This window comes from Cryobacterium sp. MLB-32, assembly GCF_000738085.1.
Classification (GTDB): domain Bacteria; phylum Actinomycetota; class Actinomycetes; order Actinomycetales; family Microbacteriaceae; genus Cryobacterium.
The window spans coordinates 1-21,416 of the sequence record NZ_JPRS01000048.1; the positions used below are offsets into that span (position 1 = coordinate 1).

The window sequence follows — 21,416 nt, forward strand, 5'->3', positions numbered from 1 at the left end:
ACGCGAGTTCAGCGACCAGTCCCTCGTGCGCGGCCGTCATCGACGACCACTCCACGTACCCTTTCCTTCCACGAGCGGCCGTGGTGGGTCGGCCGGTCTCGGCCGTCGCCCGGGTCCAGCGCACGATCTCATCGACCGCGGCCGCCCGCGCGGCCTGCGCCGCACAGATCGCCCGGTCGTGCTCTTTCACCGCATCGAGCAAGCGGAGCTGGGTGTCGGCTGCTGCGCGCTGTTCGGGCGTGAGGCCGACGGGTTCGGGCGGGCTACTGCCCGCGGCGTCCTCCGGTGGAGGAACTTCATTGGTGTTCTCCATGACTAGATTTTCCCACGGACCACTGACACTGTTCGAGAAAACCTCACCATTGTGGAGAAGTTATTCGAAGTATTATTCGCCGCTCGGGTGGCAAGATCGGCTCGCGGGGTCTCGACAGGCTCGACCAGCGGGATGGGGCGTTGTGGGGATCAGGTCACGAGGTCTCGAGACTGGTCTCGACAAGCTCGACCCGAGCGTTCCTCGCTCCTCGACCAGCGGCGGGGTGGCGTTGCGGGGATCAGGTCGCGAGGACTCGAGACTGGTCTCGACAAGCTCGACCCGAGCGTTCCTCGCTCGTCGATCAGCGGCGAGGTGGCGTTGCGGGGATCAAGTCGAGAGGTCTCGAGACTGGTCTCGACAGGCTCGACCCGAGCGTTCCTCGCTCCTCGACCAGGGGTTGGATCAAGCCCTGCTGAGATGAAGGCACGTTCCCTCGTTCGTGCCGGAGATGATTGACGGCACGGAGTACTCTGCTCTCGCAGAAGCGAAGGAGAACGCCGTGCTCAGATATGTGCTGACGTTGATCGCGGGGATGTCGGTCCTGGCGGCGACCTGTCTCTTCTTGCGGCTCGACCTGTGGGTCGCCGCGGTGCTGCTGGCCCTGTTCGCATTCGCGTGGGTGAGCGGGGACCTCGTCAGAAAACGGCGAGTGGCCAAACGCGACCAGGTCTAGCGGTCAAGGAAGCGAGGTCCCTCCTCGGTGAGACCGCTTCCGCGACCGTATTCAACTGCGGCTAATCGCAGTCGACGAGTAGCGATGCCACGAGGGTGACCTGAGGCCGAAATGTCGATGCGCGAAGCGCGCTCCCGCGGTGAGTGGTTCTCCACGAATGACCGTCCATGCGTCACTGCAAGCCGAGCGGACAGTGACCGGTCAGTGACCGGTCAGCCGAGGTCATCGCGGCGTTGGCGGTCGGAAAACGCCGCGAGCCCGGTGGGCCGTGCCGATAGATGTGACGTCTTTCGGGGCTCATGCCGATGTCGATAGTGTGATGGAGGTCGGGTGTTTTCTGACCGACGTGAACCGAGCTGGGGGGCTCTAGATGCATCGCGGAATGTCCTTTGCGCTGACGGCGGCCCTCGCTGTCGGGCTGCTCGTGTGCCTGTTTGTGCAGGTGTGGGTTCTTCCGTCGGCAGTAGTGGGCGTGATTGCGGTATTCCCGGAGGTTGATCGGCTCGCCGTTCCGGCAGTCGTCTGGGGCGTCGTCGCGATCGCCTGCTGGCAGGCCGTCGCCGTAATCGGTCTGCGAGTGGTCGCCGTGGTGCGCATAGGACGATTCGACTCCTCGTCCTACGGATTGTTGCGCGCGATTGTCGGCTGCCTGCTCGCGTTCATCGTGCTCGTAGCATCCGCTTTCATCGCTCTGACCATGATGGGATACTCGCCCCCGGCGATGCTCGGGCTCATCGCTGCCGGGCTCCTCACCCTGGTCATCGTCGTCGCTTTGCTGATGTTCCTCGGGGCCAACTCGGTCGTTCGCCAGTCGTCACAAGGCTGACGGCTCCACCGACGGCCAATGAGCTCAACCGTCATGGCCGATCAAGGAACGCTCGTCGTACTCGAGCGGTTCCCCGTGTTGAGGCGCTGCGCCACGGTGCTGCACAGCATTCGTGCCAGCGGCCCAACCACGCTTCGGGCTCAGGAGCTGGAACGACGCCAGGTCGCAGCGCCCGGGAAAACGTGACTGACCGGGGCTTCTTGTGTGGAGCGGATGACGGGAATCGAACCCGCGCTATCAGCTTGGGAAGCTGAAGTTCTACCATTGAACTACATCCGCACGCCCAGCCGTGAGTCGTCAACAACCGGAACGGTGCCAGCTTACCAAGCTCTCGCGGATAGGCTGTCACCGTGCTGCTCTCGGATCGCGATATCAAGGCCCAACTCGACGCCGAACGAATCGGTCTCGACCCCTTCGACCCCGCCATGATTCAGCCGTCGAGCATCGACGTGCGACTCGATGGCTTCTTTCGGCTGTTCGACAATCACAAGTACGCCTACATTGATCCGGCCGAAGATCAGCCAGAACTCACCAGGCTGATCGAGACCAAGCCCGGCGAGCCGTTCATCCTGCACCCCGGAGAGTTCGTGCTCGGCGCCACCTACGAGAAGGTGACGCTGCCCGACGACATCGCCGCCCGGCTTGAGGGCAAGAGCTCGCTCGGGCGCCTCGGCCTGCTTACCCACTCCACCGCGGGCTTCATCGATCCGGGCTTCACGGGTCACGTCACCCTCGAGCTGAGCAATGTGGCGACCCTGCCCATCAAGCTGTGGCCCGGAATGAAGATTGGCCAGTTGTGCTTCTTCCAGCTGAGCTCACCGTCCGAGCAGCCCTACGGTTCGACCAAGTACGGCTCTCGCTACCAGGGTCAGCGTGGCCCGACCGCCTCGCGGTCGTTCCAGAACTTCCACCGCACCAACGTGGCCGAATCCGTCGTGCCCGCCGAGTAGTCTCCTGGCCTCGGCTTGATGCTCAGCGAGTGGATGCCGCGGGCACATTCGCGGCCGACGGCATCCGTTTTGCCTCGTTACGGCACCCGAACGGCCTCTTAAGGAAATGCAGCGCATTCCCCTATCCCACAGCGACCGAGCCGCCCGACCAGCTCGGTCGCACGGTTAATCCCTACGTAACATAGAGCCGGTAAAATCGGAATATGACCGCCATTCCCACGCCCCGATTCGACGAGGCGCTCGTGACCCCCGAGCCGACCCCCGAATACCCCGAGCGCATGAAACGATTCGGACGACTCGTGGGCACCTGGTCGGTGAAGGGCACGCGCCTCGACGAGGCAACCGGTGAGTGGTCGGAGCGCGCGTTCGTGTGGACGATGGCCTTCATTCTCGACGGACGCGCCGTGCAAGACGTCGAGGTCGTGGCCCGCGACGCCCACCCGACGGGCTTTGAGACCGTCGCAACCGCGATCCGCGTCTACGACGTTGATGCGGGGGTGTGGAGGGTGAGCTACTTCTCTCCCGTCACGGGTGAGTACTGCCACCTGGTGGCCACCCCCTACCGCTACGGTGTCCGCCAGGACGGCACCCGCACCGACGGCAAGCCGATCCGCTGGAACTTCACGTCGATCGCCGCCAACTCCTACAAGTGGGAGGGGTGGGTGTCCTCCGACGAGGGCACGACCTGGCTGCTGATCGAGCACAACGAGGCCACGCGCATCCACTGAACGGCGCCCTTGGGCGGCGCGCACCGCAAGGCTGCACGTGAGTGCGGTATCGCAGGTGCGAGAGCCGCTTTACCGGGCACAAGGCCGCAGGTGCGGCTCATGCTCAGGAAATTTGCTCCTGGTTCGCCTTCACCGGCAGCAGTAAAAGCAGGCCAACGAGCAAAACGAGCATGATGCCGAGGATGCCCCAGTAGGTCGCGCCGAAGATGGTCACCATGAGCGCGAATGAGAGCGGGGCCAGAAAGCTCACCGCTCGTCCCGTGGTGGCGTACAGGCCGAACACCTCGCCCTCGCGTCCCGGCGGAATCAGCCGGGCGAGGAACGTGCGGCTCGCCGACTGTGCGGGACCCACGAACAGGCAGAGGGCCAGGCCGGCGGTCCAGAACACGATTTGGCCGCCGTCGTGCAGGAAGAACACCACGAGGCCGCTCACCAGCAGGCCCACGAGCGCGGTCACGATCACCGGCTTGGCGCCCAGCCGGTCGTCGAGCGCGCCCACGCTAATGGTGGCCACACCCGCCACGACGTTGGCGGCGATGGCGAAAATAATCACCTCGCCGGCCGAGAAACCGAAAACGGATGCCGCCAGCACGCCGCCGAACGTGAAGACGCCCGCGAGGCCATCGCGAAAGACCGCGCTCGCCAGCAGGAAATACACCGTGGGGCGGCTGGTGCGCCACAGGCGGGCGATGTCGTGGCCGAGCACCGCGTAGCTGCGGAAGAAGCCCACGCGCTCGCGGCGCACTGCCTTCGGTGCCCGGTACTCGGGCACTCGGAGCAGCACGGGCAGCGCGAACAATCCGAACCAGGCCGCCGAGATGAGCATGGAGACGCGCACGGCCAGCCCGTTCTCGCTCGTGACACCGAACAGTCCGACCTCCGGGTGGATGAAGCCGAAGTACACAATGAGGAGCAGCACGATGCCACCGAGGTACCCCATGCCCCAGCCGAAGCCGCTCACCTTGCCGATCGAGCTCGGGGTGGACACCTGCGCGAGCATGGCGTTGTAGTTGACCCCGGCGAACTCGAAGAACACGTTGCCGGCCGCCACGAGGAACAGCCCGAGCAGCAGGTAGTCCGGTGTGGCCTGCACAAAGAACATCGTTGCGGTGATGGCCACGACCACGAAGGTGTTCACGCCGAGCCAGAACTTGCGCCGCCCGGAGGTGTCGGAGCGTTGTCCCGTGATCGGCGCGAGCACCGCGATCAGCAAGCCCGCGATCGCGAGCGCCCAGCCCAGCTGGGCGGAGATCACGTCCTTGTCGCCGAACGAGGAGCCCGTGATGTACACGGTGAAAACGAACGTCGTGACGACGGCGTTGAAGGCGGCGGATCCCCAGTCCCAGAACGCCCATGCCACAACGTGGCCGCGCGCGGGATTCAGCGGAACGTCTCGGTCGGCAGCGACGGCTGGCTCGGTCATGCGATCAGGCTAACCCCGGCCGGTAAACATCCGACGCTTTGTGGCCGAATTTGTTTCCGCTGGTCACAGCGCAGCGGAGGGCGGACGTGTCGCGCAGGAGGCGAGGTCGCAGTTCAACCTGAGAGTTGAGCGCAAGTGACTCAACTTTGGGCTGCAGGAATTGACACCGGTTTCGGCGAGGTGAATACTTGAGCCAATGAGACTCAAGTCTTTGAACTTGATCACAAACTCTGAAGGAGAACAACCCACATGGCACGTGCAGTAGGCATCGACCTCGGAACCACTAACTCTGTGGTGTCCGTACTTGAAGGTGGAGAACCCACCGTTATCGCCAACGCTGAGGGCTTGCGCACCACCCCCTCGGTGGTCGCATTCACCAAGGATGGCGAAGTTCTCGTCGGCGAAACCGCCAAGCGCCAGAACGTCACCAACGTCGACCGCACCATCTCCTCCGTCAAGCGCCACATGGGCACCGACTGGACCGTCGCGATCGACGACAAGAAGTACACCCCGCAGGAGATCTCCTCGCGTATCCTCGCGAAGCTCAAGCGCGACGCCGAGCAGTACCTCGGCGAAAAGGTGACCGACGCTGTCGTCACCGTTCCCGCCTACTTCAACGACGCCGAGCGTCAGGCCACGAAGGAAGCCGGAGAGATCGCCGGCCTCAACGTGCTGCGCATCATCAACGAGCCCACCGCTGCGGCTCTCGCCTACGGCCTCGACAAGGGCAAGGAAGACGAGCTCATCCTGGTCTTCGACCTCGGAGGCGGAACGTTCGACGTGTCGCTGCTCGAAGTGGGCAAGGACGAAGACTTCTCCACCATCCAGGTGCGCTCGACCGCCGGCGACAACCGCCTCGGCGGCGACGACTGGGACCAGCGCATCGTTGATCACCTGATCAAGCGCTTCAAGGAAACCACGGGCGTCGATGTCTCCAAGGACAAGATCGCCAAGCAGCGCCTGAAAGAAGCCGCCGAGCAGGCCAAGAAGGAGCTGTCGTCGAGCATGTCGACCAGCATCCAGCTGCCCTACCTCTCGCTGACCGAAAACGGTCCGGCCAACCTCGACGAGACGCTGACCCGCGCCCAGTTCGAGAAGATGACCGAAGACCTGCTCGACCGCACGAAGAAGCCCTTCCAGGACGTCATTCGTGAGGCCGGCGTCAAGGTTGGCGACATCGCCCACGTCGTTCTCGTCGGTGGATCCACCCGTATGCCCGCCGTATACGAGCTCGTCAAGAGCGAGACCGGCGGCAAGGACCCGAACAAGGGCGTCAACCCGGACGAGGTCGTCGCCGTCGGCGCCGCACTGCAGGCCGGCGTGCTGAAGGGCGAGCGCAAGGACGTTCTGCTCATCGACGTCACCCCGCTGAGCCTCGGCATCGAGACCAAGGGCGGCATCATGACGCGCCTTATCGAGCGCAACACGGCCATCCCGACCAAGCGCAGCGAGACCTTCACCACGGCCGACGACAACCAGCCGTCCGTCGCGATCCAGGTCTTCCAGGGCGAGCGCGAGTTCACCCGCGACAACAAGAACCTCGGAACCTTCGAGCTCACCGGAATCGCCCCCGCGCCCCGCGGTATCCCGCAGGTCGAGGTCACCTTCGACCTCGACGCCAACGGAATCGTGCACGTATCCGCTAAGGACAAGGGCACCGGCAAGGAGCAGTCCATGACCATCACGGGCGGCACCGCGCTCGCGAAGGAAGACATCGAGCGCATGGTGCGCGAGGGTGAAGAGCACGCGGCAGAAGATAAGCGCCTGCGCGAAGTCGCCGAGACCCGCAACACGGCCGAGCAGCTCGCCTACTCGATCGAGAAGCTGATCAAGGACAACAACGAGAAGCTGCCCGAAGACGTCAAGGCCGAGGTTCAGGCCGATGTCGACGCCCTCAAGTCGGCTCTGGCCGGCGACGACGATGACGCGGTGAAGACCGCCTTCGACAAGCTCAACGAGAGCCAGGGCAAGCTCGGCGAAGCGATCTACAAGGCCAGCGAAGCGGATGCAGCTGCCGGCGCCGACGACGCGGCAACCGACGATGCCCCTGCCGACGCCAACAAGGACGAAGACGTTGTCGACGCCGAGGTTGTCGACGACGACGAAGACGACAAGAAGAAGTAGAACGCGTTATGGCAGACAAGAAGAACCCCGACAAGAAGCGCCGGGACGACGAGCCATCCGCCAAGGGGGCGCCCGAGCAGGGTGCCCCCGCGGCGGGGGACGCCGAGTCCGGAGCTGCCCAGCCCGATACCGCACCCGAGTTCGCCACCGCTGACGATTCGTCTTCGACCGACCAGTCGGCATCCGCTGACGGAATCGAAGAAGACGAGCTGACCGTTCAGGACATTCTGGACGCGGCAGAGCGCGAGGCCGCGGAGCCGACCAGTGAGCACCTCGCTGACCTGAAAAGGGTCACCGCCGAGTACGCGAACTACCGTCGCCGCACCGAAGCCAACCGCGTGGTCGAGAAGGAGCGCGTCACCGGGGACATCGTGAAGCTGTTGATCCCGATCCTCGACGACCTCTACCGTGCCGAAAAGCACGGCGACCTCGAGGGTGACTCGGCGTTCGCGACGATCGCCGCCAAACTGCGCTCGAGCGTCGAGCGCCTCGGCCTCACCTCCTTCGGTGCGGTCGGCGACCCGTTCGATCCGACCATGCACGAGGCGATCTTCCAGATGCCGTCCCCGGACGTCGAGACGGAAACCGTCGGCGACGTGGCGGAGACGGGCTACTACCTCGGCTCCACGCTCCTGCGCGCGGCCAAGGTCGTCGTGCAGGTACCGAGCGATGGCTAGCCAGGACTGGTTCGACAAGGACTTCTACAAGGTCCTGGGTGTCTCGAAAGATGTCACCCCGGCCGAGCTGAAGAAGGCGTATCGCAAGCTCGCGCGTAAGTACCACCCGGACTCCAATCCGGGGAACCCCGGCGCCGAAGCGAAGTTCAAGGAACTGAGCGAGGCGCACTCGGTGCTCGCCGACCCTGCGCAACGCAAAGAGTATGACGCCATTCGGGCCATGGGCACCGGGGCGCGGTTCGCCGCACCCGGTGGCCGTGGCCAGCCCGGCGGCTTCGAAGATGCCTTCGGCGGCATGTTCGGCGGCGGCGGCGGAGGTGGACGCCAGCAGAGCTACACCTTCGAGCAGGGCGGCTTTGACGATATTCTCGGAGGGATGTTCGGCAGAGGCGGCGGCGGAGGATTTGGTAACCCCAGCGGGGGTTACCGTGGCAGCGGCGCGCCGACGCGCGGACACGACGTGGTGGCGTCGACGACCATCGACTTCATCACGGCCACGCACGGCGACCAGATCACCCTGCAGACGCAGGATGGTCGCCCGATCAAGGTCAAAATTCCGGCCGGAGTCGCCGACGGGCAGAAGATCCGCCTTCGCGGCAAAGGACAGCCGAGCCCCGACGGTGGAGAATCCGGCGACATCGTGCTCACCATCACGGTGCGACACCACCCGGTCTTCGAACGCGAAGGACTCAACCTGCGCGTGCACGTTCCGGTGACCTTTGTGGAGGCGAGCCTGGGCGCGACCATCGAGGTACCCACCCTCGGCGGTCCGCCGGTCAGACTTCGTGTGGCCCCCGGCACGCCGAGCGGGCGCGTACTTCGAGTGAAGGGCCGCGGCGTCGTGACGGCGAAGGGCACCGGCGACCTGCTCGCCGAGGTCGAGATCGCTGTTCCCTCCCATCTGTCGAAGGATGCCGAGGAGAAGCTGCAGGCGTTCGCACAGTCACTGCCCAAGGAAAACCCGCGCGATGAATTGATCGCGCGGGCCAAGGGCTGACGATGGATGAGAACACACGGGTCTTCGTGATTTCGACGGCCGCGGAGCTTGCGGGTATGCATCCGCAGACTCTGCGGCAGTACGATCGCCTGGGTCTCGTGAGCCCCGAGCGCACGCCCGGAAAGTCCCGTCGTTATTCGATGCGGGACGTCGTCAAACTGCGGGAGATCGCAGAACTTGGCGTTCAGGGGGTGAGCTTGGAGGGCATCCGTCGTATCCTCGAACTGGAGGACCACGTGCGTCGCCTCGAATCTCGCTTGCGCGAGTTGGAGACGACGCTCGCCGATGAGCTGTTGAACCGCCCGGGCCGCCGCGTTTTCGCGGCCGGCTCGGCCGGGGATGTCATCTCGATGCGGGCGGGCACGCGCACGCGGCGCTCCAATCAGGTCGTCATCTGGCGACCACTGGACCACAGCTGACTTCACATGTAGTTTGCACATCATCACGCGTAATCGCAGTAGCAGGGGGAACCGATGTTTGAATCGGGCACACAGAAACCGACGCAAACCGCGTCCCGGGCCGATTTCGATTTCGATCGACTGAGCCGCCAGCCGGATGTCGAAGCCGACAACCTGTTCGCGGTGGATGCGAGCGACCGGCTCATCCTCGACGAGGCCGCCGGTGCGCTCGCCGGAGCCGGAGCCGGCAACGTCGTGATCCTTGAGGACCGTTACGGGGCGCTCACGCTCGGAGCGGCCGCCCTGCACGGCGCCCGCAAGCTGCGCGTCTATCAGGATGCCCTCTCTGGAGAGCACGCTCTGGAGCGGAACGCCAGCCAGTTCGGGCTCGACGACTGCTACCGCTCGCTGCCCCTGGGCGAGGAACTGCTCACCGGCGCCAAGGTCGTGCTGTTGCAGCTGCCCCGTAGCCTCGGCGAGCTTGACGAAATCGCCGGCGCGATCGCCCGCTACGCCGCCCCTGACGTTCTCGTGTTCGCCGGTGGCCGCATCAAGCACATGTCCGTGGGAATGAACGAGGTGCTCCGCCGTCACTTCGGCGCCCTCAACGTGACGCCCGCCCGCCAGAAGTCCCGCGTGCTGATCGCCACGTCACCCATCGCCACCGGCGCGTCCGACTGGCCGCACTCGGAGCGGCACGAGGACCTCGGCCTCACCGTGCGTGCGCACGGTGCTGCCTTCGCCGGTACCAGCGTCGATATCGGTACCCGAGCGCTGCTCGACGTGCTCGACCGCATGAAGCCGGATGCGGAGTCCGCAATTGATCTGGGGTGCGGCACCGGTGTTCTCGCGGCCGCGCTGGCCCTGCAGCGTCCGCGGCTGCGCGTGATCGCGAGCGATCAGTCCGCCGCAGCGGTGGCATCCGCTCGCGCGACCATGGACGCAAACGCCCTCGCCGAGCGCGTGACGGTGGTGCGCGACGACGCCCTCAGCAGCCGGGCGGAGGACTCAGCCGAGCTGATCCTGATCAACCCGCCGTTCCACATCGGCTCCTCGGTGCACGCCGGTATCGCGCTCAAACTGTTCGCCGATGCCGCCCGCGTGTTGAGCCCCGGCGGAGAGCTGTGGGCCGTCTGGAACACGCACCTCGGCTATCGACCGGAACTCACCCGCATCGTGGGCCCGACGCGCCAGGTGGGCCGCAACACGAAGTTCACCGTGACGGTGTCGACGCGCCGCTGACCCACCCGTTGGGCACGTCGGCTAGTCGACCGAGGTGCCCTTCGTGAGCGTCTTACCCTGGAAGAACGACGGGTTCAGACGGCGCTGCACGAGCATCAAGACGATGCCCGAGATGAACAGCACCATGGCGAGCACGAAGACAAGACCGAGTCCGCCGATGCTCGAACCGCTGCCGTAGTCCGGGTTTGTGCTGTCGATCACGGTCGTCACGAAGATGACGCTCAGGATGACGCCGCCGATCAGCGGCGCGAGGAACTTCAGAAAGAATGCCCGCGCGTTCCGGAATGCCTCCGCCCGGAAGTACCAGACGCAGGCGAACGCCGTGACCCCATAGTAGAAGCAGATCATCATGCCCAGGGTCAGGATGGTGTCGGTCAGCACATCCGTGCTGACCACCCGCAGTACGGCGTAGAAGACCCACGCGACGACCGCTGCGACGACGGTCGCGAACCCGGGGGACTTGAAGCGGGGGCTGATGCTCGCGAACCGCTTCGGGAAGGCCTTGTAGTGGCCCATGGCGAGCATCGTGCGTGCCGGCCCCACGAAGGTCGACTGCAGCGATGCCGCCGAGCTGGACAGCACGGCAAGCGAGAGCAGGATGGCGAACGGGCCCATCACCGGCCCCGCGAGGGCGGCGAACACGTTGCCCTGGATGTCTTCGTTTCCGAGACCGAGCGCGCCCGTGCCGATGCCGGAGAACATCAGGCGGCCACGGCCACCAGGATGTACAGGGCGAAGATGATGACCACGGTCAGTGTGGCGGCACGACCGGGCGTGGTCTTGGGGTTCTTGGTTTCCTCGTTCATGGTGAGGGTGACGTCCCAGCCCCAGAAGATGAAGATCGACAGCGAGACGCCGGCCGCGAATGCCGAGAAGCTCGGCACGAGGAACGGGTTGAACCAGCTGGCATTGAACGCGAGGGCGTCGAACGCGGAGCCGTTGCCGTACTCGATCAGGGCAGCGACGCTGAACCAGACGAGCACGATGAGCTGGAACGCGACGAGCACGTACTGCACTGATTTGGTGGCCTCCATGCCGCGGTAGGAGACGTAACAGGCCAACACCATGAAGACCAGACAGGTGACGACGTTGATCAGCACGTTGTTGGTGAGGTCCGCAATGCCGGGGTTGTTGAAGACCTGCGCGAGCGCCAGATAAAGGAAGTCGACGGCGACTCCTGCAAGGTTGGAGAGCACCACGACCGTAGCGACGATCAGCCCCCAACCGCCCATCCAGCCGATCCAAGGTCCGAAGGCCCTGGTGGCCCAGGTGAAGGAGGTGCCGCTGTCGGGCATCGCCGTGTTGAGCTCCCGGTAACCGAGCGCCACGAGAAGCATGGGGAGGAACCCCACGAGGAAGATGCCGGGCATCTGCGTGCCGACTGCCGCGACCGTCGGGCCAAGCGAGGCCGTGAGCGTGTAAGCAGGTGCAATGCACGAGATACCGATGACGGTGGCGCCGAGCAGGCCGATGGATCCGGCGCTCAGACCTTTCGCCGAAAGACCGCCGGCGGAAGGCAGCGCGGAGGCTTCGGGCGAGGTGCCCGGCGCGGGGGTGTTTGCCATGATTCTGGTCCTTGTATTCAGCTAAATGTGGGCGGAAACGCGAGGGATGTGGGGAACAACGACGAGCGGTACCGGCAGGTCATGGAGCATGCGGTGTGCCGTGATGCCGAGGAAGATCCGGTTGGGGCTGGCGAGCCGGCTCGAACCGACGAAGGCGATCTCGTCGGGCCTCCACTCCAGGGCCTCGACGGCGGCTTCCACGCTCGTGCCGCTCGCAACCTCGGTCGTGACGGTTCCACGGGCGTGAGAGCGTTTTTGGAAGTACTCCAGCACGCTTTCCAGGTGGGCGGCGCTGTCGTGTTTCGCGGTGCTGTCGTGGGCGCGGGCGCTCTGGTGAGCGGGGCGGCCGTGCGCAGCATCCGCTTCGACCAGTGTGACGAAACGCAGGTCGACAGGAAGGTCTTCGGACAGAGCGACCATGGAGTCCAGGAGCGCTTGCCACCCGGTGCGCGTGCCGATGGCGCACGTGATGCGGGTCACCGCCTCGGGTGCCCGGTAGCCGCGGGGGGCCAAAGCGACCGGCACCGGGGAGGCATGCAGGAGGGCGTTCGCGACGCTGCCGATGGTGAAACGGTTCAGGATGCCGCCGCGTGCCGCGCCCACCACAATGCGGTCGGAATCGAACTGCGCCGCCGCCCTGATGAGCCCCTCCGAGGTGGAATCGGCCCACAGCACGTGGGTGGTCGTGGGGATGTCGCCCGGTACCTGCGTGGCTGCCGCGGCGAGCCATTCCTCGGCCTGTTCCTCGAGCAGCGCGTCGAAGTCTGCGGTCGATGCGGGGACTTTTGCCGGCACCGCAGTGGACCGCGCAAGTACGAGGCACAGCCGAAGCTCTGCGTGGGTGAGTCGCGCGAGGGCCACGCCGAGCTCGATGGCCTCCTTGCCGCGTGCCGTCGGCTCGTACGCGACGACATAGTTGGGGACTCGGGTCATTTCGTTGCCTTTTCGTTGTGGTGGTCGTGCGGGTCGTGCTCGGCATGGTCCTGGCCCGGGGCGCAGTGCGCGGAGGGGCTGGGAGCCACGTCGAGGGACGGGTTGCGGTCGAAGAAGCCCACCGGCTTCAGCCAGAAGGCCACGGTGTCGCTCGGCATGATCGGCCAGTCTTCCGGCCGCGTCACGTGGTGGATCCCGAAGACGTACCAGAGCACGAGATCGGTGTTGCGCACCGGGCGCTCGGCCTGAATCCATTCGGGCAGGCCGTGGTCGACGCTGCTCTGGTTCACGAACTCGCCGCAGGGCCAGCGTTCGGACTCATCGTTCGGCGTCACCCACACCGTGTGGCCGATCACCTGCGCGCGCTGCAAAGCCGGCGCCGACGGGTCGAACATGGACGGGATGGCGCCGCTCGGTACGAGCTTGTAGGACACGGGCGTGCCCAGGCCGTTGAGGGAGTTCTCGTTGACGACCTTCCACGCGCGCTGGGTGTTCCAGTCGAAGTCGTCGAAGCCTTCCTGCTCGAGAGGAGTGTTGAGCTGGGTGAGACCGAGGCCGTGCGGGTTCTCCACGCTGGTGGGCTGGATCTGGGTTTCGGAGCGGAACACTGTGTTCTCGGTGCCGTCGATGTCGAGGTCCATCCGGGCCACGATGAAGTGCTGGTGGATAGGTGCGTAGGTGCGGTTGTCCACGAGGATGCCATTGGGGTGCGCCTGGCCCTCGGCAATGTGTGTCACGACCATGATCCCGGTCGCGCGCACCTCGCACTCGATGTTGCCGTCTTCGTAGAACCGCCAGTAGACGAGGTACTCGTAGTTGGCGACGGTGACGTGGAAGGATACGACGAGCCGGCGCATCCGTCTCACCTCGACGTTGCCGTTGTGGTCGACGTGCTTCCAGAGCACCGCGTTGTCTTCTTCATGCACGCAGAACGCGTTGGGAATGGCATACGGCTCTCCCGCGCTGTTGTGCAGCACGGCATCGATGTATTGCACCTCACCGAGGCAGTCGCAGCCGAGCTCGAGCGACGTCGTCATGAATCCGAGGCCCCACTCGCCGATGTCGAAGGCGGTGCGGCGAAAATGGTCGACGCTGGGGTCGCGGTAGGGCACGACCATTTCGGAGAAGGAGAGTCGGTTGGCGATCGGGCGCACGCGCTCGCCCCCGACCGCGGCCCCGTCGCGATAGCCCACGCGGTGCAGCGTCATTCCCTCGCGGTAGTTGAATCCCACCCGCATCGACCACCCTTGCCACTCGATCAGATGGCCGTCGATGGTGAAACCTGCGCCCTCCGGCTGCACGATATCGAGGGGTGTGCGCGGCGGACGGGCGCTCTGGGCACGGATGCGTTCCGGCACCAGGTGGGGCACGTATTCGCCCATGATCTCGGGGGTATCGACCGTGAAGGAGTCTTCGATCTCGAGCAATTCCATCGTATTGACGTCGAGCACGAAGTGCAGCCCGTTGACGGGACCAGCGTAGGGGTTAGCCTCGGCGGAGGCACGCACCCAAATGTCACACCAGCCCAGGCGGCGACCCCGGTACTTGTCGGGGATGACGGCGTCGCCATAGGTCCAGGTGTCGATGAAGACAAGGTCGAGGTCGGTGATGCCGCGCTTGGCGAGGGCGGCGATCACGTCGGGGTGCACGCGCATGGCGGCGTCGGCCTCGTCCCACTCGTCCACGGTGAAGTTGGCCTGCACGCCCGGCACGTGTGTGAAGTCGAGTACCCGATCGTTGGTCAGTGACACGACCGCGGTGTAGGTGGCGTTCGCGGCCCGGTGCAACACCACGAGGCGGGCGAATCGTTCCGGCACCGTGCCGGACTGCTCGAAATCGGTGATCTGCTGCCGTGGCGGTTCCACGAGCTCGATGGAGGCGAACCGCCAACCGGCTCCGACGCCGTGCTCCCGCGCCAGGATCGCGCTCGCGCTCGAGAACTCCTCAGCGGTCAGCGGATCGAGCGGATGTGAACCAATGGTACGAGCGTGTGAAGGCGACACAGATCTCATCCTCTGCAGTGAGCGACGGAACAACGTGAGGACAGACTACGACTAAAACGGCCCATTCGTCCCGTTTTGGCCCACGCCGAGCCGCGAAACCCGGCGTTAGGTCCGTTGCAGTGCCGCCACACGGGGATTCACGAACTTCCGAGGTCGTCGCGGGCCGCGCGCGAGCCGAACCAGGGTGGTCACCGACCAGGCCAGCAGTGCGACGAGCAGGGCGTTGCGCAGGGTCAAGAGAATGAGCGCGAACGGGTCCCCGTCGATCAGGGGCAGGTAGAGAACCGGGAAGATCAGTGTCGTCAGAATCGCGATGGCCATCACCACGTAGCCGGGCGTACGCCACGCACGCCAACCTCGGGCCACGCCCACGGCCACGATCGGTGCGATCCACAGCATGTACTGCGGCGACCCCACCTTGTTGAAGACGACGAAGGCGCTCACCAGCGCGAGGGCCCCGATCAGCAAGAGCTGGGACACGTCGGCCCGGCGGCGGTGCGCCACGAGCAGGAGCAGAAAGATGGCGGCAATCGCCGTGAACATCAGCGGTGTCATGGCGGCGGCGGCGACATCCGCTCCCGGTCCGGTCACCTCGCGGGTGGCGATGGCATAGTTTTCGTAGATGTGGGACCCGGGATGTCCGAGAGCGACCAGCCAGACCCACGGCGTCGTCACCGGCGCCTCGAGTTGCAGCGCCCGATCGGACTGCATCGTGACGAAGCCGGTGAGGTAGCGCAGTCCGCCGAGCAGCCAGACGCCCGCAACGATGACCGCCGTCACCCCGGCGCCCGTGACGATCACCGTGACCCGATGGCGCGACGCGGCGATGACGGCCAGGACGACGGCGGCGGGCCACACCTTGATCCAGGTCGCCACGCTGAGCAGCACGGTCGCCGCGACAGGACGTCGGGCGAGCAGCACGAGCCCGACGATCACGAGCGGTGCGGTGAGGCCTTCGAGTCGGAGCAGGCCCACGGGGCTGAGCACGAAGCTGAGGCCGAGCCACCACCAGGCCGCGCGATAGCCGCTGATTCGGCGGCCGAAGTCGGTGAGGGCGCAGACGGCGGCCGCGTTCAGCGCCACCGTCATCAGGAACCACAGAAATTGGTAGAGGTAGGGTCCGCCGATGCCGGCCAGGGCGATCGGGCCCAGGGCACCGATCGGGTAGACCCACTGCACGTCGATGCCCTGCCAGATTCCGGTGGTGAACCCGAGCTCCGCCCAGGTTCGGTAGAGCGGCAGGTCCCCGAGCACCTTGCCCGTGAGCATGGCAGGCAGCAGGGCCGTGAGAAAAGCGATGTGCACGGCGGTGAATCCGATCACGAGCACTCGGGGGGTGCGCAGTCGCCGCAGGCGATCGGCCGTGAGGGTTCTTTCGATGCGGCTGTCGAGACGGTCGAGCAACAGAGACATGGCAACCACCTCGGCACGGGCCGGGTTTCCCCGAACGGACAGTGCCTGGAGCCTAGGGCTCAGCGGTGTCGTGCAGATGAACGGATGCTGTACTGGCTCACAGGACGGGGGCCGCGCGCTACTCGGGCGGGGTCTCGCCGTTCAGCATGTCGAGCTTCCAGCCGGCCGGGTGGTGGTGCACGAGATTGAGCGATGCATTGTTGATGCTGCCGACTGGCCGCTCCAGAACGCGTTCGAGGCTGAGGCGGATGAGCGTTCCGTGGCTCACCACGATGATGCGGGCGCCCGGGTGTTCGTGCGCAAGCTGCCTGAGGGCATCGATGCCGCGCTCGGCGACAGCCGATTCGGTCTCGGCGCCGTGGAAGCCGCCGGGAAAGCGCAAAGCCTCCAGCTCCTCGCCGGCCTGCAAGCCCTCGGCCGGTCCGTAGTTGCGCTCCATCAGCCCGGGGATGCGGTGCTTCACCGCGAGATCGAGGTCGGCCGCGATCAGGTCGGCGGTTTCGGCCGCTCGGGAGAGCGGGCTCGAGACCACGAAATCCCATTCGAATGCCGAGAGGGGAGCCACGGCATCCGTTGCCTGGCCTCGTCCCACGTTATTCAGAGGGATGTCGGTGGCGCCCTGGATACGCAGGGCCGCGTTCCAGTCGGTCTGGCCGTGTCGGATGAGGGCGAAGGCGGTCGTCGAAGTCACGTGTCTATTCTGCCTTAGGTGCGGGAGTAACCGGTCAGTGCCCGAGATGAGAGTGATGCCCCCCGGTAGGCTCGGGGCATGAAGCTTTCGGGGATGTTTCGGGTGGGTGCGGCAATCGGCGTGGGGATGTTGGGGGCCGCGGGGCTCACGGGGTGCGCGGGCAGTGATCAGCTGGAGATCTTCTCCGAGAGGCAAACGGCGGAGGACCTTCTGCCGCCGCGGGGAGTTGGCTCGATATCGACGTCGATACCAGTCGTTTTCTCTGGGCGGGCGATGGCGTGAGCTACTTCGCCGGTCTGTCCCCTGAGGGCACATGCCTGGTCATCGTCGTTGACGACAACCCCCTGGCCGCCAACTGCACGAAGAATCTCCCCCTTCAGGTTTCGGCCGGCGGAGAACCGTTGCTGATGCTCGCCGACAACCTCCCCGACTCGTCTGACCGGTGGGAAAAGGTCGCCGACCACCTGTGGCGGGAGAAGTAGAACTGGGCGCCAGACGGTCAGGCGAGGAGTTCGCGGATGTCCGAGGCGGTCAGGGCGGTGGCGCGAGCGGCGCCATCCGTCATGACGCTCTCGAACAGGCGCGCCTTGGTGGCCTTGAGGGCCATCACCTTCTCCTCGATGGTGTCCTTCGACACGAGTCGATAGACCATCACATTCTTGGTCTGGCCGATGCGGTGTACGCGGTCCACGGCCTGCGCCTCGGTCGCCGGGTTCCACCAGGGGTCGAGCAGAATCACGTAGTCGGCCTCGGTGAGGTTGAGGCCGAACCCGCCGGCCTTGACGCTGATCAGGAACACCGACGTGTCGCCGTCTTTGAAGTCGCTGATCGCCTTCGCCCGGTTGCGCGTCTTGCCGTCGAGGTAGGAGTAGGAGATGCCGGCGGCGTCGAGCCGGTCGCGCGCCTTGCCCAGGTACTGGGTGAACTGACTGAAGATCAGCGTGCGGTGCCCCTCGGCCACGGTGTCTTCGAGCAGCTCGAGCAGCGCATCGAGTTTCGTTGACGGCACACTGTCGTACTTCTTGTCGTACAGGCTCGCATCGAGGCTGAGCTGGCGCAGCATGGTGAGCGAGCGGAAGATCTCGAACCGGTTCGCGTTCATGTTGTCGATCAGCCCGAGCACCTTTTGGCGTTCGCGGGCGAGGTGCATGTCGTACACCTTGCGGTGCTTCGGGTGCAGGTCGAGCTCAAGAACCTGCTCCTGCTTCTCGGGCAGGTCGCCCGCCACCTGGTCCTTGGTGCGGCGCAGCATGAAGGGACGGATGCGTCGGCGCAGCTGGTCGAGCCGCTCGCCGTCGCCATCGGTTTCGATCGGTTTGCGGTAGTAGTCCGTAAAGCGGGAGGGGCTGGGGAACAGGCCCGGTGCGGTGATCGACAAGAGCGACCACAGTTCCATCAGGTTGTTCTCCATCGGCGTGCCGGTGATGGCGAGCTTGAACGCGGTGTTCAGTCGACGGGCGCACTGGTGCGCCTTCGACTGGTGGTTCTTCACGAACTGCGCCTCGTCGAGCAGCAGGCCGGCCCAGTCGATGCCGTTGTACTCGTCGAAGTCGAGCCGGAAGAGGGTGTAACTGGTGATCACGATATCCGCCGTCTCGCTGACGGATGCGAGGCGCTCGCCGCGTTTGCCGGCCGTCTGGGTGACCGTGGCCACCGTCAGCCCCGGGGCGAAGCGCGCGCACTCGGCCGCCCAGTTGGACACCACGCTCGTGGGAGCCACGACGAGGAACGGCTTCGGCGCCTCGTCGGCGGACCGGTTGCCGCGGGCATGCGCGATGAGCGCAATCGCTTGCAGGGTCTTACCGAGCCCCATGTCGTCGGCGAGGATTCCGCCAAGCCGGTGGTCATAGAGGAAACTGAGCCAGTCAAAACCGGCCTGCTGGTAGCCGCGCAGGGTGGCCTGCACGAGAGGGGAGAGGGGGCGTTCGTCGATCTGGGTGGCATCGGTCAGCCCAGCGATCGCCGACCGCCAGGTCGCGGCCTGTTGCGCCACGACGCCGAGCTGCTGCAGTTCTTCCCAGAGGTCCGCCTGGAAGCGGCTCAGGCCGAGCGAGTCCGACGAGGAATCTTGCAGGCCGCGGGCCTCTTCGATGAGCGCGCGCAGCTGGTGCAGCTCGGGCCGGTCGAGGCTGAAGTACGTGCCGGTGGGCAGGATCATGAGTTCCTGCTCGGAGGCGAGGGCACGGAACAGCTCGTCGAAGGCGATCTCCTCACCATCGATGCTCACGGTGATGTCGAGGTTGAACCAGTCGCGGCTGCCCTCGCGCTCGCTCGTGGCGAGACTGATCACCGGGGCTTCGTCGGCCGGCCGGTAGCTCGGTGCGCCTTCGGCGATCGTGACGATCACGTTCGGCGCCGCCTCGAGCACGGGTACGAGAGTGTCGAGGAATTCGATCATCGCCGTACCCTCAAGGCTCGACCGCGTGTTGACGCGCGGGCGGCCACGGTACTCGGGGGCGATCGTCGGGAACGGCACGAGGGCCGTCTCGAGCCCCTGCAGAATGGCGGTTTCGGCGCTCTCGTCACGAAAATTCGTGTCGTTTGCGGCCGGCCACAGGCCCACCCCGTAGCGTTCCACGGCCGCGTCGCCGTCGACGTAACGCCACTGCCAGAGCAACTCGACCGTGTGACCCACCTGGTGGGTCACATCGAGGGCGAGCATCGGCCGCGGGGTTTCCGGCAGGGTGAATGAGTCGTCCTGGCTCGTCAGCGTCACCTGCCGGCGCAGCGACGGGTAATAGTCGGCGAGGAATGCCGGCTCGTCCGCGAGGGGGATCTGCAGCGGGGCGGCGGACGTGGCGAGAGCGCGCATCTCGGCGGACACCCGGTGAGCGAGCGGCGCAAGGGTGAGGCTCGTCAGGTTGTCGTCATCGAGGTTGTCCGCATTGGACCAGGTGAAGATACCGTGGGCCGGTTCGCCGATGAATCCGAACTGGCGGTGTTGCAGATGCGCGGAGTTCAGTGCCAGGAGGGGGGTGAGGGTGAGGTTCTCGGCCGACCGGGTGATGTCGAGCTCGAGCGACGCCTCCGCAGTGCTCAGCACGATGGGCGCCTGCGTGGCGTTCGTGGAAATGAGGGGCAGGCCGCTCGCCGTGGCCTCGCCCAGCAACTCCCAGAGCGCCTTGTTGGCGAAGCCGTCGAGGTGGATCCACTGGTCGGTGTAGGTGTAATACCGTGACCCGGCGGAGTAGAGCGCGTAGATCGCGCTGAGAATCTTGCGGTGCGCCGGGGCGAATGACCCGGGCAGGTACGAGATGTTGTCCCAGGTGACGTTTCCGCGAATCCACTTGCCCTTCTTGCCCATCAGTACGGGGCGGGCTCCAAGCCGTTGGGGCTGCGGGCCCCGGGACGCGGCGGCTCTGCCGGAATACGTGGCCGCTTCGAGCAGGTCGAACTGTAGCGCAAGGGCCGTGCCGGTGGAGTCGTCGGTGTCCTTGCGTGTGATCGACCCGAGGGCGGTCTGCCAGGCGGGCGCCGCCGGGGGCTCCGGCGTGGCCTCGAACACGGGCATCCGTCGGCCGCCGAGGGCACGGGCCGAACCGGTCGAGCGCGGTTGGCTCGCTTCGGGGGCACTCGCGCTGGCGATCAGCAGGGCGGCGACATGCTTGCAGTTGCTTTTCATGGGGCAGGTGCACACGCCGGATGCGCGCAGCACGGTGCCCGTGGAACTGAGCGTAAACGACACGGTCACGGCGTACGGCTCGCTGTTCGAGCCCTGCACGTTTCCGAACAGCTGGGTGCCCGAGCCGAACCAGGATCGGGACATGACGTGCCCGTTGCGCGCGTACCGCTCACCGCGGGAGAACGCTTGGCTGCCGACGAGTCGTGCGATCTCGTGTGTGCTGAGGGAATGCGCCATGGGTAAGAGGGGCTCCAGTCTTTGGCCAACCTCTATTGTCGCACCATCCACCCGCGAGCACGCCGCACGCCCAAGGCTCCGGAGGCCCTCGTGTCCGCGATTGCGACCGGACTCAGGCCCCCGTCGATCCCACGAAAACTGCATACATTGCGGCACTCGCCAGCGGCAGGAGGTAGCCGCCTGCCTCGAAGGCACGAGCCGCACTTGTAGGCGCCCCGGCCCTCATCCTGGAGGATTGAGCAGCCCAGACGAGTGCGGCCGCGCCCAGTCCTGCCGCTGCGGCACTGACTGCTGTCAGGGACGCTTCAAAGGCTTGGTCTGGTTTGCCGGCGAGCAGAGACGTCGCCAGTAACGCAGCCAGGAATAAGGCACCCGGGTAGATGGCGTAGGAGGCCTTGAAGGGCACGGCCAAACGCTGTTTTCTGACCAGCATGACGCACAGGACAACTGTGAGAAAGACATTCATCACCAGCAGTGCGAGCGTGCTTGATTCTATGAGGTTCATTGTTGCTAAAGCCTTTCAGCGCTAACTGCAGTTGGTGAGGACAGCGCCGATTCCGGTAAATTCACCGAAGAACGTCAGCAAGGCTTTCCATCGAGC

18 protein-coding genes, 1 tRNA gene and 1 pseudogene are annotated in these 21,416 nt (G+C 65.6%); 10 read left to right on the forward strand and 10 right to left on the reverse strand.

Annotated elements, in window-relative coordinates; all coding sequences use genetic code 11:
* On the reverse strand, positions 1 to 313 hold a 313-nt coding region (locus JF66_RS07065), incomplete at its 3' end, for a hypothetical protein (protein WP_035876547.1).
* Positions 314 to 761: 448 nt separating this feature from the next.
* On the opposite strand from JF66_RS07065, the gene JF66_RS07070 reads away from it, so the two are divergent.
* Positions 762 to 986 (forward strand): hypothetical protein, encoded by a 225-nt coding sequence (locus JF66_RS07070; RefSeq protein ID WP_035876548.1) that lies wholly within the window; start codon positions 762 to 764, stop codon positions 984 to 986.
* Between the two features lie 382 nt (positions 987 to 1,368).
* Positions 1,369 to 1,812, forward strand: a complete 444-nt coding sequence (locus JF66_RS07075; protein ID WP_051973239.1) for a DUF2975 domain-containing protein — start codon at positions 1,369 to 1,371, stop codon at positions 1,810 to 1,812.
* Positions 1,813 to 2,017: 205 nt separating this feature from the next.
* Here JF66_RS07075 and JF66_RS07080 read toward each other — a convergent pair.
* Positions 2,018 to 2,091 (reverse strand) — tRNA-Gly (locus tag JF66_RS07080).
* A 71-nt stretch (positions 2,092 to 2,162) separates the two neighbouring features.
* Here JF66_RS07080 and dcd point away from each other — a divergent pair.
* Positions 2,163 to 2,762, forward strand: coding sequence for a dCTP deaminase (dcd, locus tag JF66_RS07085; protein WP_035876551.1), 600 nt, complete (start codon positions 2,163 to 2,165; stop codon positions 2,760 to 2,762).
* A 203-nt stretch (positions 2,763 to 2,965) separates the two neighbouring features.
* A complete protein-coding gene (locus JF66_RS07090) occupies positions 2,966 to 3,490 on the forward strand; it encodes a hypothetical protein (RefSeq protein WP_035876553.1) in 525 nt (174 codons plus the stop codon).
* A 103-nt stretch (positions 3,491 to 3,593) separates the two neighbouring features.
* Here the strand turns inward: JF66_RS07090 and JF66_RS07095 are convergent, their stop codons facing one another.
* Positions 3,594 to 4,913 carry an MFS transporter gene (locus JF66_RS07095; RefSeq protein ID WP_035876554.1) on the reverse strand — a complete coding sequence of 440 codons (1,320 nt, stop codon included), beginning with the start codon at positions 4,911 to 4,913 and terminating at the stop codon, positions 3,594 to 3,596.
* A gap of 249 nt (positions 4,914 to 5,162) precedes the next feature.
* Here JF66_RS07095 and dnaK point away from each other — a divergent pair, with 249 nt between their 5' ends.
* The 5 genes from dnaK to JF66_RS07120 are packed head-to-tail and all read left to right on the forward strand — an operon-like array spanning position 5,163 to position 10,351.
* Positions 5,163 to 7,037: a molecular chaperone DnaK gene (gene dnaK / locus JF66_RS07100; RefSeq protein ID WP_035876556.1), complete on the forward strand. Its 1,875-nt coding sequence runs from the start codon at positions 5,163 to 5,165 to the stop codon at positions 7,035 to 7,037.
* A gap of 8 nt (positions 7,038 to 7,045) precedes the next feature.
* Positions 7,046 to 7,714: a nucleotide exchange factor GrpE gene (locus JF66_RS07105; protein ID WP_035876557.1), complete on the forward strand. Its 669-nt coding sequence runs from the start codon at positions 7,046 to 7,048 to the stop codon at positions 7,712 to 7,714.
* Positions 7,707 to 8,711, forward strand: coding sequence for a DnaJ C-terminal domain-containing protein (locus JF66_RS07110; RefSeq protein WP_035876558.1), 1,005 nt, complete (start codon positions 7,707 to 7,709; stop codon positions 8,709 to 8,711). Before JF66_RS07105 ends, JF66_RS07110 begins: the two co-directional genes overlap by 8 nt.
* Before the next feature lie 2 nt (positions 8,712 to 8,713).
* On the forward strand, positions 8,714 to 9,130 hold the full coding sequence (locus JF66_RS07115; RefSeq protein ID WP_035876559.1) for a heat shock protein transcriptional repressor HspR: 417 nt from the start codon (positions 8,714 to 8,716) through the stop codon (positions 9,128 to 9,130).
* Between the two features lie 54 nt (positions 9,131 to 9,184).
* Entirely contained in the window at positions 9,185 to 10,351 is a 1,167-nt protein-coding gene (locus JF66_RS07120; protein WP_035876560.1) for a class I SAM-dependent methyltransferase, read from the forward strand.
* Positions 10,352 to 10,372: 21 nt separating this feature from the next.
* Here JF66_RS07120 and JF66_RS07125 read toward each other — a convergent pair.
* The 5 genes and pseudogenes from JF66_RS07125 to JF66_RS24230 all read right to left on the reverse strand — a co-directional run bounded on the left by JF66_RS07125 (position 10,373) and on the right by JF66_RS24230 (position 16,956).
* A pseudogene (locus JF66_RS07125) lies at positions 10,373 to 11,916 on the reverse strand (APC family permease).
* A gap of 21 nt (positions 11,917 to 11,937) precedes the next feature.
* Positions 11,938 to 12,849 (reverse strand): universal stress protein, encoded by a 912-nt coding sequence (locus tag JF66_RS07130; protein WP_035876561.1) that lies wholly within the window; start codon positions 12,847 to 12,849, stop codon positions 11,938 to 11,940.
* Positions 12,846 to 14,852, reverse strand: coding sequence for a primary-amine oxidase (locus tag JF66_RS07135; protein ID WP_231556333.1), 2,007 nt, complete (start codon positions 14,850 to 14,852; stop codon positions 12,846 to 12,848). The genes JF66_RS07130 and JF66_RS07135 overlap by 4 nt, the downstream gene beginning before the upstream one ends.
* 105 nt (positions 14,853 to 14,957) lie before the next feature.
* Positions 14,958 to 16,265: a glycosyltransferase 87 family protein gene (locus tag JF66_RS07140; protein WP_051973241.1), complete on the reverse strand. Its 1,308-nt coding sequence runs from the start codon at positions 16,263 to 16,265 to the stop codon at positions 14,958 to 14,960.
* A 118-nt stretch (positions 16,266 to 16,383) separates the two neighbouring features.
* Positions 16,384 to 16,956 (reverse strand): histidine phosphatase family protein, encoded by a 573-nt coding sequence (locus JF66_RS24230; RefSeq protein ID WP_035876562.1) that lies wholly within the window; start codon positions 16,954 to 16,956, stop codon positions 16,384 to 16,386.
* Between the two features lie 278 nt (positions 16,957 to 17,234).
* On the opposite strand from JF66_RS24230, the gene JF66_RS22895 reads away from it, so the two are divergent.
* Positions 17,235 to 17,438: a hypothetical protein gene (locus JF66_RS22895; RefSeq protein ID WP_035876564.1), complete on the forward strand. Its 204-nt coding sequence runs from the start codon at positions 17,235 to 17,237 to the stop codon at positions 17,436 to 17,438.
* Positions 17,439 to 17,455: 17 nt separating this feature from the next.
* On the opposite strand, the gene JF66_RS07160 is transcribed toward JF66_RS22895, so the two are convergent.
* The gene (locus JF66_RS07160) at positions 17,456 to 20,815 is read right to left on the reverse strand and encodes a DEAD/DEAH box helicase (protein ID WP_035876565.1); all 3,360 of its coding nucleotides are present in this window, start codon (positions 20,813 to 20,815) and stop codon (positions 17,456 to 17,458) included.
* A gap of 112 nt (positions 20,816 to 20,927) precedes the next feature.
* A complete protein-coding gene (locus tag JF66_RS07165; RefSeq protein ID WP_035876566.1) occupies positions 20,928 to 21,320 on the reverse strand; it encodes a hypothetical protein in 393 nt (130 codons plus the stop codon).
* Positions 21,321 to 21,416 lie beyond the last annotated feature (96 nt).

What these genes read in the sequence shown, in the direction of transcription:
- JF66_RS07095 (WP_035876554.1), bottom strand. Translation starts at nt 4,913, where the DNA reads ATGACCGAGCCAGCCGTCGCTGCCGACCGAGACGTTCCGCTGAATCCC.
- JF66_RS07165 (WP_035876566.1), bottom strand. Translation starts at nt 21,320, where the DNA reads ATGAACCTCATAGAATCAAGCACGCTCGCACTGCTGGTGATGAATGTC.
- JF66_RS07110 (WP_035876558.1), top strand. Translation starts at nt 7,707, where the DNA reads ATGGCTAGCCAGGACTGGTTCGACAAGGACTTCTACAAGGTCCTGGGT.
- JF66_RS07105 (WP_035876557.1), top strand. Translation starts at nt 7,046, where the DNA reads ATGGCAGACAAGAAGAACCCCGACAAGAAGCGCCGGGACGACGAGCCA.
- JF66_RS07090 (WP_035876553.1), top strand. Translation starts at nt 2,966, where the DNA reads ATGACCGCCATTCCCACGCCCCGATTCGACGAGGCGCTCGTGACCCCC.
- JF66_RS07075 (WP_051973239.1), top strand. Translation starts at nt 1,369, where the DNA reads ATGTCCTTTGCGCTGACGGCGGCCCTCGCTGTCGGGCTGCTCGTGTGC.
- JF66_RS07115 (WP_035876559.1), top strand. Translation starts at nt 8,714, where the DNA reads ATGGATGAGAACACACGGGTCTTCGTGATTTCGACGGCCGCGGAGCTT.
- JF66_RS07140 (WP_051973241.1), bottom strand. Translation starts at nt 16,265, where the DNA reads ATGTCTCTGTTGCTCGACCGTCTCGACAGCCGCATCGAAAGAACCCTC.
- JF66_RS07070 (WP_035876548.1), top strand. Translation starts at nt 762, where the DNA reads ATGATTGACGGCACGGAGTACTCTGCTCTCGCAGAAGCGAAGGAGAAC.
- JF66_RS07120 (WP_035876560.1), top strand. Translation starts at nt 9,185, where the DNA reads ATGTTTGAATCGGGCACACAGAAACCGACGCAAACCGCGTCCCGGGCC.
- JF66_RS07130 (WP_035876561.1), bottom strand. Translation starts at nt 12,849, where the DNA reads ATGACCCGAGTCCCCAACTATGTCGTCGCGTACGAGCCGACGGCACGC.
- JF66_RS07160 (WP_035876565.1), bottom strand. Translation starts at nt 20,815, where the DNA reads ATGGCGCATTCCCTCAGCACACACGAGATCGCACGACTCGTCGGCAGC.
- dnaK (WP_035876556.1), top strand. Translation starts at nt 5,163, where the DNA reads ATGGCACGTGCAGTAGGCATCGACCTCGGAACCACTAACTCTGTGGTG.